Below are 12,803 nucleotides of genomic sequence, written 5' to 3'. Positions count from 1 at the left end.
ACGAGAACGGCCGTCCCGCCTTCGCGCGGGGCGGCCTTTCCCGTACGTACCGCCCCTTAGGGGATGTCACAGGTCAGCCGCAAAGGAGCGCCCGACCGGCGGAAGCGGGTACGTTCAATGACGTGGCTGGATTCAGGAACGGACGCGGCCGGGAAAACCGCCCCCCGCAACAACGACCGCAGCAGGCGCCGTACGGGTACGACGCGGCCCCGCCGCCCCACGCACGGCAGCAGTGGCCCCAGCAGGACCAGGGCCGGCCGCCGTACGGACAGCAGGACGGCCGGCAGGGCGGACAGGGCCGGCAGCCCTACGGCGAGCCGGAGTACTTCGGCGACCCGTACGGGCAGCAGCCCCAGCACCCGCACGCGGCCACGGCGAACAACCCGGGCCACACGCAGATGTTCAGCGTGGACGACCCGTACGGCCCGGCCACGGACCACCACGTCGGCGCGGCCCCCGTCCCGGTGGGCCCCCGGCTCCCCTGGAAGGCCCTCCTGAGCGGCATCGTGCTGCGCCCCGCGGACACGTTCCTGCGGATGCGGGACCACGCCGTCTGGGGCCCGGCGCTGGTCGTCACCTTCCTCTACGGCCTGCTGGCGATCTTCGGCTTCGACAAGGCCCGCGAAGAGGCGATCAACGCGACCCTGTCGACGGCGATCCCGTACGTCCTGATGACCGCCCTCGGCTTCGTCCTCGGCGGACTGATCCTGGGCGCGGTCACCCACACCCTGGCCCGCCAGCTGGGCGGCGACGGGGCCTGGCAGCCGACCGTCGGCCTGTCGATGCTGATCATGTCGATCACGGACGCGCCCCGGCTGGTCTTCGCCCTCTTCCTGGGCGGCGAGAACGGCCTGGTCCAGGTCGTCGGCTGGCTGACCTGGCTGGCGGCGGGCGCGCTCTTCACCGTGATGGTGAGCCGCTCCCACGACCTGCCGTGGCCGAAGGCGCTGGGCGCGTCGGCGATCCAGCTGGTGGCGCTGCTGAGCCTGATCAAGCTGGGCACGCTGTAACGCGTACGGACGTGGAGAAGGCCCCCGCCGGCATCCGGCGGGGGCCTTCTCCACGTCCGCTCACGGCTCAGGCGTCGAGGACCTGGCCCTCACGACGAACGACGGGCGGTTCGACCGACCAGGGAAAGTTGATCCACTCGTCGGTCTTCTTCCACACGTACTCGCACTTCACGAGGGAGTGGGACTTCTCGTAGATGACGGCCGAACGGACCTCGGCGACGTGGTCGACGCAGAAGTCGTGGACGAGCTTGAGGGTCTTGCCGGTGTCCGCGACGTCGTCGGCGATGAGCACCTTCTTGTCGCTGAAGTCGATCGCGTTGGGGACGGGCGCCAGCATGACCGGCATCTCCAGAGTAATCCCGTGCAAGACCCAGTCTTGAAGTGTGAGGGTGGGCGCATGACAACGTCTGTTGTTGCTGGTCAGCGCGAGGAAGCTCGCGCGGTGGTTCTTCCTGGGGAGCGGGGCGAGGGTCCTCGTCCTCTCTCCGGTTTGCGCGGTGGCAGGTACGCACGTAAGAGCGCGTACCGCGGCAAGTCCGCGCGCCGAGGGTTCTCGGTGCGCGAGCAGCTCACTGCCACGCAGGGTGACGCCGACCGTCTCGGCGTGGGCATCGTCGAGGACTTCATCGACGATGACCGTTCGGCTTCTCGCTTCCGCGACCGCGAGCGCGAAGAGTTCGAACGAATGATTGAGTGGATCGAGGGCGGAAAGCTCGACATCGTGTTCGCGTGGGGGTCGAGCCGACTCCAGCGCGACCTAGAGGTGTACACGCGCCTGCGCAACACCTGCGCGAAGTACGGCGTCCTGTGGTGCTACGGCGGCAAGGTCTATGACCTGTCGAACAAGGACGACCGTTTCCGCACGGGCCTCGACGCGCTGATCGGCGAGCGCGAGGTCGACGAGCTGCGCGACAACGTCAAGCGCACGTTGCGCTCGAACGCAGTGCTCGGCCGGCCGCACGGCATCTCGGCGTACGGATACAGGAGGGTGTACGACCCGCGGACGGGTGCGTTCGTGTGTGAGGAAGCGGACCCGGACAAGGCGCGCGTCGTGCTGGAAATCGGGACCCGCGTGGCGAACGCCGAGCCGTACAAGACGATCGCCACGGACTTGCAGGCGCGGGGAATCCAGCCGCCAGCGCTGCGGTGGTCGAAGGGCATGGTCACGCGGTTGTCGCTGGAACGGCCCTCGGACCCGGCACACGAGGGGCTGTGGACCGAGGCAGTCGAACGCCTCGCGCAGGGCGAGGAACCGCTGTCGATCGCGCAGGACTTCAACGAGCGCGACGAGCCGCTGATCGCTGCCGTCTGGCACGGGCCCACGGTCAAGGACATCGCCATGGATGTCCGGTACACCGGGGCGCGTCGGCACAACGGTGTCGTGACCAACGAGGCGGCGTGGCCGCAGATCGTGCCGCCGCACATTCACGCTAAGTGCGTGGCGCTCGACAAGGCCAAGGGGCGGAAGCCGAGCAACTCGCGCCCGGGGGTGGCCAAGTACCTGTTGTCGTCGATCATGTGCTGCTCGGAGTGCAAGCACCCTGTCGTGTCGGACCCGACCGAGTACGGCATGAATTACCAGTGCAAGACGCCCGGCAAGGATGGGGCCAAGGGGTACCACGTGAGCGGCAAGCAGGCGCCGATCGACGAGTACGTGCTCGCCGAGCTGTTCGACTGGCTCGCCTCGCCGGCGTTCGTGAAGGCGTACACCGAGGGCGATCGGGAGCTGCAAGAGCGGGTCGCGAACGCCTCGGCCGAGGCCGAGCTGCTGACTGCGCGGCTGGAAGGGTTCCGCGACAAGGCGGCCGAGGGCGAGCTGTCGGCCGACGGGCTCGCCGCGATGGAGGCTCGTTTGCTGCCGAAGATCAAGCAGGCGGAGGACGTAGCGAAGGCGCTGCGGGCGCCGGAAGTGGTGGCGGATCTTGCGGGCGCATCCCGCGAGGAGATCACAAAGGCGTGGGCCAATCTGCACGTCGCACAGCGGCGGGTGATCGTCGAGTCACTGCTGACGATCACGCTGCACCCTGTCGGCAAGGGGCGGCACAGCAGGGCGGGGGTGCCGATCTCGTCGTACGTGACGGTCACCCGCAAGGTTCTGCGCCCGCAGCTCGGTAAGGGCGACGTGATCACGGCGGCGTGACGGTAGGTACAGCGAGGGCCCCGCGGGATCGTTCCTGCGGGGCCCTGTCGTTCGTGGTCAGATCGAGCTCGCGGTGCCGTTCTCGGGCTCGGCTCGTCTCTCCGCAGCACGGTCCCCGCCCGCGGGGGGAAGGGCGTTCAGGACGCCCTCTAGGGCTATGGCGCCCGTGTCGGTGATGTGAGCTTCGTCGATCAGGATGTGTCGGTCGTCAGCGTCGGCGACGCCGGCGGCCGGTGTGTGTTTGTCGAGTCGGGTACGGCGGACGCGGAACAAGGTATGCCCCCCCTTGTGGCATGGCGGAACCTTGCACTCGAACATATGCCCGAGGCAAAGGCTCATTCACAGTACCGCCCATATCGCCGCAGGTCACGCGACTAGGACCCTGCGTCACGGCCCTCCGCGGGGAGGATTCGCAGGTCACCCAAACCCAACTCTTTTAGGCGTTCTTGGAGAACGGGCAGGTCCGACGGACTTGTTCCCTCCGCATAGGCGACGACGACTGTCGTCCCTGGCTTGTTGGTCTTGAGGGTGGCGACGTCCAACTCTGTCCACTCCCTTGATGCGGCCAACTGGATTCGTGCGCGGTCGATGTTGAGGCCGGCGGCGAGGGCTCGCAGTAGCCACGGTTCACCGCGCCGGTACCCCTCGCCTTTGGCGATCTTGGGCAGCGTGGTGTGCGGGATGCCTCTACCGGTCTCGGGGTCGACGGCGCGGGCGGCGATCTCGCGCAGCGGCTCGGCCTGGATCGCCGCCTGCACGATGTCGCGCAGCAGCTCGGCCGGCCCGTCTCCCTCGGCCGCGGGGGCGCCTATGGCGGCGTCACTCGGCACGGTTTTCTCATCTCCGTTCTTGTCGCGAAACGCGAACAGTCTTATCTAACCAGCCATTAGGCGGGGTTGCCCACCTCGGAACCTCGTTGACGTGCGTTTTCTGCCATGCCTAGCCTGTAGCTGTTCGGAAACACGAACAGGCAATCCACCCAAAGCGGATGCCCTTCGGGGTGCGCCTGTTCGCGTTCAGCAACAGATGGGAGGGGGACCCATGTCAGATCGAGAGACCGAGTCGGCGCCGTCCGAGGCGCCCGAGAACGACCGGCCGAGCACGGAGCAGATCGACCTCATTCGCCGAATCCTGGCCCCTCATGTCCACCGGGCGCGCGCCGAGCACGCCGATCAGCAGACCGCAGCGTGAGGGAGGGAGGACAGGACGTGTCGAACGTCGACTTCATCGGTCCGCCGCCCGTAAAGCGGAAGAACACCAAGCACGCCGTCGCCGCCTCGAAGCTGCGGGCGCACCCCCGGCAGTGGGGCGTCGTCCAGCGGGCGGCGACCGGCAAGCGCGCCGCTGCCGCGGCGCAGGCGATCCGTCGTGCGCGGCTCACCGCGTACGCCCCGGCCGGTACCTACGAGGCCGCCGCGCGGACCGTGGTCGTCGCCGGAGTGCCGGAACACCGTGTCTACGTGCGGTACGTGGGTGGGGAACAGTGAGCGCCCGGGTCACACCGACCGGTGTCGTGACCGCCCCGCCGAACTTGGACCGCGAGGAGTGGCTCGCCGCTCGGCGGGCCGGTATCGGTGGCTCGGACGTCGCCGCGGTGCTCGGGATGAGCAGGTACACGTCGCCGATCGAGCTGTACCTCGACAAGCTCGGCGAGCTCGGCGAGGTGCCGCGCTCGCCGGAACTGGAAGAGGCAGCGTTCTGGGGACATGCGCACGAGCCGACGGTCGCGCGGGTGTTCTCCGAGCGGACCGGGCTCGGCGTGGTCGAGGGTCCGGGGATGCTCGCGCATGTCGAGCGTCCGTGGATGCTGGCCAACGTCGACCGGTTCGTGATCGAGCAGGGTTCGGTGCCGTCGAGCCTGTTGGAGATCAAGACCCGCAGCGCGTTCCAGCTCGACGAGTGGCTGCTCGGCGTGCCGGACGGGCCGGCCCTGCAAACGCACTGGTACCTCGCCGTCACCGGATATCGGCACGCTCACGTCGCCGCGCTGCTTGGCGGAAACCGGCTGGTCATCCACCGTGTGGCGCGCGACGAGACCCTCGTCGAGCACCTCGTCGAGATCGTCGGGGCGTTCTGGCAGAACGTGCTCGACCGGGTGCCGCCGCCCGTCGACGGTTCCGAGGCGACCGCAGCACTGCTCGGGCACCTGCACCAGGGCCGCCGGGATGCCGTGACGGTCGCCGACCCCGCCGACGTGCTGCCGCTGCTCGACCGCCGGCGCGAGCTCAAGGCACGTGAGGAACGGACGACCGATGAACTGCGCGAGGTCGACAACCGGTTGAAGTTCCTCGCTGGCGAGGCCGAGGTCGTCAAGGTTCAGGGGCGTACCGCCTACACCTTCCGCCAGAACGGGCCGCTCGCGACGAAACGATTCGCCGCCGCGCACCCGGACCTCGCACAGCAGTACACGCACCGCGTCGACGCGCTCGATACCGCAGCCCTCGCCGCCGAGCACCCCGCCGAGTACCGGGCCCACCGTGCCCGACGCCTCGTCGTCCCGAAGGAGAACGCAGCGTGAGCACCAACCTCGCCGATCGAGTCGCCAGTCGAAGGAACGTCCCTGCCCGCCAGTCCGCCAACCGCGGCGCCGTCACGCAGCAGCCGAACCTCGCGCAGTTCGTGCAGTCCATGCGTGGGGAGATCGCCCGCGCGCTGCCCGCCCACGTGGCCAACCCCGAACGCATTGCCCGGATCGCGTTGACCGAGCTGCGCAGGGTCGAGCATCTCGCCGAGTGCACACAGGAGTCGTTCGGCGGCGCGCTGATGACCTGCGCGCAGCTCGGGCTCGAACCGGGCGGGGCGCTCGGCGAGGCGTATCTGTTGCCTTTCTGGAACAAGCGGGTCCGGGCGTACGAGGTGCAGCTCGTGATCGGCTATCAGGGCATGATCCGGCTGTTCTGGCAGCACCCCGCCGCCGCGGGTCTGGCCGCGCACACGGTGCACGAGAACGACGATTTCGAGTTCGCCTACGGGCTCGACCCCGTTCTGCGGCACGTTCCGGCGCGGTCGGACCGCGGGCGCCCGACGGACTACTACGCGGTGGCCAAGATGGCGAACGGCGGGTCGGCGTTCGTGGTGATGAGCCGCGAGGACGTCGAGGCGATCCGGCAGCGCAGCAAGGCGCGGGACTCGGGCCCGTGGGCGAGCGACTACGACGCGATGGCGCGCAAGACGGTCATCCGGCAGTTGTTCAAGCTGCTGCCCAAGTCGGCCGAGCTCGCCCGCGCGGTCGCCCACGACGGGGGCGTGCGGCGGGATGCCTCGCCCGAAGGATTCGACGCGCCGCCCGAGTACATCGAGGGCGAGGTCGTCGAGCAGCCCGGAGGGGCGCAGCAGGGCGTCGTCGAGGACGTGCCGGCCGAGTTCTCGGGGTGGCCCGAGGCGGTCGAGCCGGGCGCCGCGGACGGTTCCTGATGGGTGTCTCCGGGCCGCGGATCGGGTCGCTGTGCTCCGGATTCGGGGGGCTCGATCTTGCTGTGCAGTCGGTGCTCGGCGGGTCCGTGGCGTGGCATGTGGAGAACGATCCGCAGGCCGCGGCGATCCTCGCCCATCACTGGCCGGACGTGCCGAACCTGGGGGACCTGACCGGGGTCGGGTTCGACGACCAGGCCCTCGCCGTCGATGTCCTGACGGCCGGGTTCCCGTGCACCGATGTGAGCGTCGCGGGCAAGGGCGCGGGCATCGCCGAGGGCACTCGCTCGGGGCTGTGGTTGCACGTCGCCCGAGCAATCCAATCCCTACGACCCTCTTTGGTGGTGATCGAGAATGTGCGCGGACTGCTCACGGCGAAAGCCGATCGGGGCATGGGACCGGACGAACCGGCTGTGGATGCGGGTTCCGGCGCTCCCCGAACTCTTCGAGCTCTCGGCGCCGTTCTCGGGAGCCTGGCCGGCCTCGGGTTCGATGCGGAGTGGGCGTGCGTTCGCGCTTCGGAGGTCGGCGCTCCCCACCAGCGTGATCGGATCTTCGTCGTTGCCTGGCCTGCCGACTCCCGTCGCGGCCGATGCGGAGCGGAGGCCGGACTACGCGCGGGCGAACAGGCCGGGGGCGGGTGGCAGCGATCTCGTGACGTTCATCGCTCGTCTGTTGCCGACGCCGATCTCGACTCGTCACGACGACGGCGTCGAACTGGAGTTCTGGACGGCGCGGCGCGAGCGGATGCGTCGCCGGTACGGAACGGGGATCGGCACGCCGCCGCTGCCCCTGTTGCTGCCGCTGCTTTCGGGTGGGGGGTCTATGGCCCCGCGGTCGAGCAGTGGGAGCGGCTCACCCGTCCCGCCCCGGGGGCAGTTGACGATCGAGGTCGCCACTCCCCCGAGTTCGTCGAGTGGATGCTCGGGCTCCCCGAGGGACATGTGACCGCCGTGCCCGGTCTCAGCCGTAAGGCACAGCTTCGGGCGCTCGGGAACGGGGTGTGCCCCGCGCAGGCCGAGGCCGCTGTGCGGCTGCTCCTGGCCCGTGCCGGTCTGCTGCTCGCCGCGTGATCTGCGACCACTGGGACGGCCCTGCTCGTCGCCGCTGCGGTGCCGCCGAGGGTGTCCGGCACTACCTCATCGGCCACCGCTGCCCCGCCCACACACCCGCCGCCCTCGCCGGACGGCCCGAACCGCCCGGGTCGCCAACACCGATCAGGAGAAGGACAGTTGAGCAGCATCGCAACGGACTGGGTATGGGACCGGTCCGCCACCACGGGCAACGCCCGCATGGTGCTGCTCGCCATCGCCCGCGTGGCCAACGCTGACGGTGTCGCCTACGCCGGTACCGCGATGCTCGTGCGGCGTACGCGGGCGGCCCGCTCGACCGTGCGCAAAGCCGTCGACGTGCTGCTCGCGTCCGGCGAGCTCGCAGTCGTCGAGGGCGTTTGCGGGCCGGGCGGGGAGACCGTCTACCGGCTCCCCCTCGTCGACACGGCGATGCCCGATGCATCCCCGTATGAGGGGGCCGGTATCCGGCCCGGGTCGAAATCCGGCCCGGGTCGGGAATCGGCCCCCGGGGGGCCGGAGATCGGCCCGGAGGGGGGCCGGAATCCGGCCCGAGGGGGACCGGGAATCGGCCCCCAGAACCTAAGCAACAGAACACAACAACAACCACAGCAGCAGCCGCGCGCGAACCGGTCACCGCTGATCCCCGAACTGCAACCGCTCGGCGACGCGCTCGCCGCCGCCGGCGTGGTCGTCCGCTGGACGCTCGGTCTCGGCGAGCAGCGCGACGCCCACCGGCTCGTACAGGCACACGGCGTCGAGGCCCTCGTCGACCTCGCCGCCCGCCGCACCGGACCCGGTAGCGAGCCCAAATCGGCCCGCTACTGGCTCAAGGTCTGGAGCGACCTCGGCGCCGCCGCCGAGCGCCCCGCCCCGCGTGCGCAGTTCGCCGCGAACGCCAGGGGAATTCCCCACACCGACTACGCCGACAACCTCGCCGCGGGGTTGGCGTTGCTGCAAGCCCAGAAGGAGGGCCGACCGTGAACGAACAGCAGTTGACCGCCCTGCTCGCCTACGCGGGTCGATGGGACTCCCGCGTACGCCGCTCGCTCGCCGACCCGCAGCAGGCGGCCCGCACCATCACCGAGTGGACGGCCGCCCTCGGCTACGTCCCCGCCACCGTTCCCGCCACCGGGTGGGACGCCGCCCGCGCCGTCGATCACTACTACGAGCGGGGCAAGGGCGACCAGTCGGCCCGGTTCCGAGCGATCGAACCGCACGACGTCCTCGCCGCGTGGGCGCCGCACCGGGGCGAGCTCATGCAGCGCCACACCGACCCCCTGCCCGCCACCGACCCGGACGACGCGGAAGCGTGGCGCGAGGAACTGCTGCGCACCCGGGCCGCGGTCGCCCTCGGCCAGGCGCCGCCCTCGGAGTACAGGGCGCAGATCGACCCCGCCGGGCAGAAACGTCTCGCCTCGCTGCTCTCGGGGGTCGGCGAGGGCCCACGGCGGTACATGCCCGATCACGTCGCACGGCAGCTCGCCCCGCACCGGCCGAGCCGCGCCCACCGTCAGGCCCTCGTCGACGAGGGAGTGCCGGACCCGTACAGCGTGCCGTGCCCCCACTGCCACGCCGCCGCCGACCACCCGTGCCAGAGCGGATTCCGGCGCCACGGCAAGGGCCGCCGAAACCTCGGCACCGTGCACGACTCGCGGATTCAGGCCCTGATCGCCCGACTCGACGTCTCGGAGGAACAGGCCGACGCCGAGCGCCGCCGGCTCGCCGCCCTGATGTGCCAACCGCCGACCCCCCGCGAGGCCCGAGCCCGCCACACCACCGGAGGACACCGCCGATGACCCCGCCCGCCGCCCGTGCCTCGATCGCCGCCCACCTGACCGACACGCTCGACGTGCACCCGCACCTCGCCACCCTGACCGCCGCATCCCTGCTCGACCGTCTCGCCATCGACGGATGGGAGCTCAACAGCGCCCACCCCGCGCGACCGGTCGCGCCTCGCGCGCGGGAGACCTCGCGCGCTCGGCGCCTCGTCGGTCGGCTGATCCGCCTTACCCGCACGGACGGAGAACCGACCCCGTGACGCCCGCCCTGCTCCTCCTCGGCGCCGCGCTCGTGCTCGCCCTCGGCGCGGCCCTCGCCTACGCCGTCCGCCTCGACGACCGACTCGACCGCGAGCTGCGCACCCTCGACCGCGTCGCCTGCTCGCCCGACTGCACCGCCTGCTCGTCGGCCCCCTACCGGGCCAAGAACGGAGACCACCGCTCATGACACGCCACGCCCGCACCCGTGCCGACTCCCGCCGCGGCCGGACCCTGCTCCGCGATCTCAGCCGCGACGAGCGGCGAGCCCGCTTCCTGCTGCTGCTCGCCCGCGCCGACCGCGGCGTGCTCACCCCCGAGGACTGCGCGCAGCTTCGGCTCGACATCGAGGCCGAGGTGAGCGAGAGCGACACGCACCGACGCAGTGCCGCGGGGCAGCAGGCAGCAGCGATGCGCCTGCACTCGCGGATCGAGGCCGCCGAGCAGGCCCTCGTCGAGACCGAGAGCGACCGCGACCAGGCCGCGGCCGAAGCCGAGCACCTGCGGCAGCAGCTCGCGGTCGGGGGGCAGCGATGAACGGCGCCACGGCCGTGTACGAGGCGGTCGCCGCGCTGCGCACCATCAGGCAGCAGTGGGGCGAGCTGCTGCTCGCGATCGAGACCCCACCTGCGGACGTCTGGCCCCCGAGGCAGCTCGCGCACACCATGCGCGAGAGCGACGACGAGCCCCTCGTCGTCGAGGGCCGGGCCCCGCTCGTGCTCCGAGAGCACCCTGCCCCGCTCAACCTCGCCGCGCTCGACGCCGGCCTCGCGATCGAGCGGGCGATCTTCGAGCTCGCCGACACCCTCGCCGCCGCCGTTCAGCTCGTCGAGCGGGGCGACCCTCGCCGGTGGGACTACCAGGACCCGGGCGCACCGGATGCCCGCAGCGTGGCAGGGTCTCGGGCACATGGGCTGCACTACGCCTGCGTGTGGGTCGAGGGGCGCGTGCTCGACGAGGACACCGACGCCGAGCAGCACCTCGACGGCACCCCCGCGGCGGCCCCGTTCCTGGCACTGCCCGAGCACCTGCTGCACGAGGCACGGCGCACGGTGCGGATCGCCGAGGGCCGACTGCTGCGGACCCTCGGTCTCGATCAGCGCAGTACGCCCGTGCCCGACCGGGCGTGCCCGTGGTGCGCGGGTGAGCTCACCCTGCACACGGACCCGGACGGGCCGCCGAGCGTGACCTGCTCGACCGGGCAGGGGTGCACCGCGCCCGTGCCGCTCGACGAGCGGGCGCGGCGCGTGTGGGGGTGGGGTGACCTCGTCGCTCTGGTGGGCGCGCTCACTGCTGCGGAACTGGACGCCGAGACCGCTTGCGTCGTTATCAATTCGTGACCTATAGTCGGTGGTGCCTCCGGCGTGCCCGGAAGACGGCCCCTCACTCGTACGCCCCGCCGCTCCCCCCGCGGCGGGGCGTTCGCATGTCCCCCGGGAGGTGAGTGCGTGGCCGACCCCATCACCGACCGCGACCGGCAAGAGGTGCAGCGGCTGCACGCCGCGGGCAAGACCCGCAACGAGATCGCCCGGACGATCAACCGCGCCGCCGCCACCGTGAGCAAGATCGCGAACGAACTCGGGCTCACCTTCACCGGCGGCGCCCGGGTCGCCGCAGCCACACACGCCCACCGCGCCGACGCCGCCGCCCGCCGCGAGCTGCTCGCCGACGAGGCCCTCGACGGCGCCCTGCGACAGGTCGAGCAAGTCGGCGGCGCCGAGAGCGCCCGCGACGCACGCGACCGCGCCACCGCCGCCCGCGCACTGGCCGAGGTGCACGCCCGCGTGTCCGAACTCGCCCGCCACACCGGGACCGGCAGCAAGGGCGGCGCCATGCTCGACCGCCTCGCCGACGCCCTGCTCGGGCCGGCAGAGGGAGACACCGGCGGGGGGTGAGTTCCTCGCCCCTCCCGTTCTCCGACAAGCAGCTCGACTCGGTCCGCCGAGCGCAGGCCCGTATCTGCATATGGCACGGCAGCGTGCGCTCGGGAAAGACGATCGCAAGCCTGCTCCGCTTCCTCTTGGCGATCCGCCGCGCGCCCGCCTCGGGCCTGATCCTCGTCTGCGGCCGGAGCCTGCAAACGATCGAGCGCAACGTGCTCGAACCCCTGCAAGACGCGCTGTTGTTCGCCGACATCGCCGACGAGGTACACCACACCCGCGGCGCCACCACAGCCGTGATCATGGGGCGCACCGTGCACCTGATCGGCGCGAGCGACGCTCGGGCCGAGGGCAGGCTGCGCGGTCTGACCGCCGCCGTCGCCTACGTCGACGAGATCACCCTGCTGCCCGAACCGTTCTTCGTGCAGCTCCTCGCCCGCCTGTCCGTGCCCGGGGCGATGCTGATTGGCACCACTAACCCCGACTCGCCGCGGCACTGGCTGCGCACGGGCTACCTCGACCGCGAGCACGAACTCGACCTCGTCGCCTTTCACTTCCGCCTCGCCGACAACCCGTCTCTGTCGCCGGCGTACGTCACGGCGCTGACCGCCGAGTACACCGGCCTTTGGCGCAAGCGCATGATCGACGGGCTTTGGGTCGTGGCCGAGGGTGCGATCTTCGACGGCTTCGACGAGCAGGTGCACGTCGTCGACGAGCTGCCCCCGATCCGGCGGCACTGGCTCGGCATCGACTACGGCACGACCGCCCCGTTCGCGGCGATCCTGCTCGGCCTCGGCGACGACGACCGGCTGTACGCGGTCGCCGAGTGGCGCCACGACTCCCGCAAGGTGCACCGGCAGATGACCGATGCCGCCTACTCCCGCGCCGTGCGCGAGTGGCTCGCCGAGCTGGACGTCGTGCCGGAATGGACGTTCGTCGACCCGAGCGCGACGAGCTTCTCTACTCAGCTTTGGGCCGACGGGCACCCCGGGGTCACCAGCGCCCGGAACAGCGTGCTCGACGGCATCCGATCCACCGCGACCGCGCTCGACTCGGGGCTGCTGAGCATCCACCGCTCGTGTGCAGGACTGCTCGACGAACTGCCCGCGTACGTCTGGGACTCGGCCGCCGCCGCCCGTGGTGAAGACCGGCCGGTGAAGAAAGACGACCACTCAACCGATGCGCTGCGCTACGCGGTCCACTCGACGGCGCACGAGTGGCGCCACCTGATCGCGCAGCCCACGTAACCGCAG

The 12,803-nt window shown here is 71.0% G+C and carries 16 protein-coding genes and 1 pseudogene; 15 read left to right on the top strand and 2 right to left on the bottom strand.

The features are described from left to right. The first annotated feature begins 122 nt into the window (after positions 1 to 122). Positions 123 to 1,010: a Yip1 family protein gene (locus ADL08_RS33520; RefSeq protein WP_053649817.1), complete on the top strand. Its 888-nt coding sequence runs from the start codon at positions 123 to 125 to the stop codon at positions 1,008 to 1,010. A gap of 67 nt (positions 1,011 to 1,077) precedes the next feature. Here ADL08_RS33520 and ADL08_RS33515 read toward each other — a convergent pair. Then, positions 1,078 to 1,371, bottom strand: a pseudogene (locus ADL08_RS33515) (phosphoribosyltransferase); the annotation flags it as partial. 36 nt (positions 1,372 to 1,407) lie between these two features. Here ADL08_RS33515 and ADL08_RS33510 point away from each other — a divergent pair. Beyond that, a complete protein-coding gene (locus ADL08_RS33510) occupies positions 1,408 to 3,150 on the top strand; it encodes a recombinase family protein (RefSeq protein ID WP_078968590.1) in 1,743 nt (580 codons plus the stop codon). 374 nt (positions 3,151 to 3,524) lie between these two features. On the opposite strand, the gene ADL08_RS33500 is transcribed toward ADL08_RS33510, so the two are convergent. Then, on the bottom strand, positions 3,525 to 3,980 hold the full coding sequence (locus tag ADL08_RS33500) for a hypothetical protein (protein WP_053649811.1): 456 nt from the start codon (positions 3,978 to 3,980) through the stop codon (positions 3,525 to 3,527). Between the two features lie 211 nt (positions 3,981 to 4,191). Between ADL08_RS33500 and ADL08_RS37430 the strand changes: the two genes are divergently transcribed. The 13 genes from ADL08_RS37430 (at position 4,192) to ADL08_RS33440 (ending at position 12,797) form a co-directional block, all read left to right on the top strand. Then, entirely contained in the window at positions 4,192 to 4,341 is a 150-nt protein-coding gene (locus ADL08_RS37430) for a hypothetical protein (RefSeq protein ID WP_159043158.1), read from the top strand. A 17-nt stretch (positions 4,342 to 4,358) separates the two neighbouring features. Continuing rightward, positions 4,359 to 4,637, top strand: coding sequence for a hypothetical protein (locus ADL08_RS37425; protein ID WP_053649808.1), 279 nt, complete (start codon positions 4,359 to 4,361; stop codon positions 4,635 to 4,637). Continuing rightward, on the top strand, positions 4,634 to 5,668 hold the full coding sequence (locus tag ADL08_RS33490) for a YqaJ viral recombinase family protein (protein ID WP_053649806.1): 1,035 nt from the start codon (positions 4,634 to 4,636) through the stop codon (positions 5,666 to 5,668). Before ADL08_RS37425 ends, ADL08_RS33490 begins: the two co-directional genes overlap by 4 nt. Further along, positions 5,665 to 6,564 carry a recombinase RecT gene (locus ADL08_RS33485; protein WP_053649804.1) on the top strand — a complete coding sequence of 300 codons (900 nt, stop codon included), beginning with the start codon at positions 5,665 to 5,667 and terminating at the stop codon, positions 6,562 to 6,564. Before ADL08_RS33490 ends, ADL08_RS33485 begins: the two co-directional genes overlap by 4 nt. 62 nt (positions 6,565 to 6,626) lie before the next feature. Further along, complete coding sequence (locus tag ADL08_RS36225; RefSeq protein WP_234352365.1) at positions 6,627 to 7,634, top strand: DNA cytosine methyltransferase; 1,008 nt, start codon at positions 6,627 to 6,629, stop codon at positions 7,632 to 7,634. Between the two features lie 159 nt (positions 7,635 to 7,793). Next, positions 7,794 to 8,615 (top strand): hypothetical protein, encoded by an 822-nt coding sequence (locus ADL08_RS33475; RefSeq protein ID WP_053649800.1) that lies wholly within the window; start codon positions 7,794 to 7,796, stop codon positions 8,613 to 8,615. Beyond that, complete coding sequence (locus tag ADL08_RS33470; RefSeq protein ID WP_053649798.1) at positions 8,612 to 9,430, top strand: hypothetical protein; 819 nt, start codon at positions 8,612 to 8,614, stop codon at positions 9,428 to 9,430. Before ADL08_RS33475 ends, ADL08_RS33470 begins: the two co-directional genes overlap by 4 nt. Beyond that, positions 9,427 to 9,672 (top strand): hypothetical protein, encoded by a 246-nt coding sequence (locus tag ADL08_RS33465; RefSeq protein WP_053649797.1) that lies wholly within the window; start codon positions 9,427 to 9,429, stop codon positions 9,670 to 9,672. Before ADL08_RS33470 ends, ADL08_RS33465 begins: the two co-directional genes overlap by 4 nt. Next, entirely contained in the window at positions 9,669 to 9,860 is a 192-nt protein-coding gene (locus tag ADL08_RS33460) for a hypothetical protein (protein ID WP_053649795.1), read from the top strand. Before ADL08_RS33465 ends, ADL08_RS33460 begins: the two co-directional genes overlap by 4 nt. After that, the gene (locus tag ADL08_RS33455) at positions 9,857 to 10,207 is read left to right on the top strand and encodes a hypothetical protein (protein ID WP_053649793.1); all 351 of its coding nucleotides are present in this window, start codon (positions 9,857 to 9,859) and stop codon (positions 10,205 to 10,207) included. The genes ADL08_RS33460 and ADL08_RS33455 overlap by 4 nt, the downstream gene beginning before the upstream one ends. Next, positions 10,204 to 11,010, top strand: a complete 807-nt coding sequence (locus ADL08_RS33450) for a hypothetical protein (RefSeq protein ID WP_053649792.1) — start codon at positions 10,204 to 10,206, stop codon at positions 11,008 to 11,010. The genes ADL08_RS33455 and ADL08_RS33450 overlap by 4 nt, the downstream gene beginning before the upstream one ends. 108 nt (positions 11,011 to 11,118) lie before the next feature. Beyond that, entirely contained in the window at positions 11,119 to 11,565 is a 447-nt protein-coding gene (locus ADL08_RS33445) for a helix-turn-helix domain-containing protein (RefSeq protein WP_053649790.1), read from the top strand. After that, entirely contained in the window at positions 11,562 to 12,797 is a 1,236-nt protein-coding gene (locus tag ADL08_RS33440; RefSeq protein ID WP_053649787.1) for a PBSX family phage terminase large subunit, read from the top strand. Before ADL08_RS33445 ends, ADL08_RS33440 begins: the two co-directional genes overlap by 4 nt. The last annotated feature ends 6 nt before the right edge of the window (positions 12,798 to 12,803 follow it).

This window comes from Streptomyces sp. NRRL F-6492, assembly GCF_001280125.1.
Classification (GTDB): Bacteria; Actinomycetota; Actinomycetes; order Streptomycetales; family Streptomycetaceae; genus Streptomyces.
The sequence above is the reverse complement of the archived record's forward strand: the minus strand, read 5'-3'. Positions and strand labels throughout refer to the sequence as shown.

What these genes read in the sequence shown, in the direction of transcription:
- ADL08_RS33510 (WP_078968590.1), top strand. Translation starts at nt 1,408, where the DNA reads ATGACAACGTCTGTTGTTGCTGGTCAGCGCGAGGAAGCTCGCGCGGTG.
- ADL08_RS37430 (WP_159043158.1), top strand. Translation starts at nt 4,192, where the DNA reads ATGTCAGATCGAGAGACCGAGTCGGCGCCGTCCGAGGCGCCCGAGAAC.
- ADL08_RS33465 (WP_053649797.1), top strand. Translation starts at nt 9,427, where the DNA reads ATGACCCCGCCCGCCGCCCGTGCCTCGATCGCCGCCCACCTGACCGAC.
- ADL08_RS33455 (WP_053649793.1), top strand. Translation starts at nt 9,857, where the DNA reads ATGACACGCCACGCCCGCACCCGTGCCGACTCCCGCCGCGGCCGGACC.
- ADL08_RS33450 (WP_053649792.1), top strand. Translation starts at nt 10,204, where the DNA reads ATGAACGGCGCCACGGCCGTGTACGAGGCGGTCGCCGCGCTGCGCACC.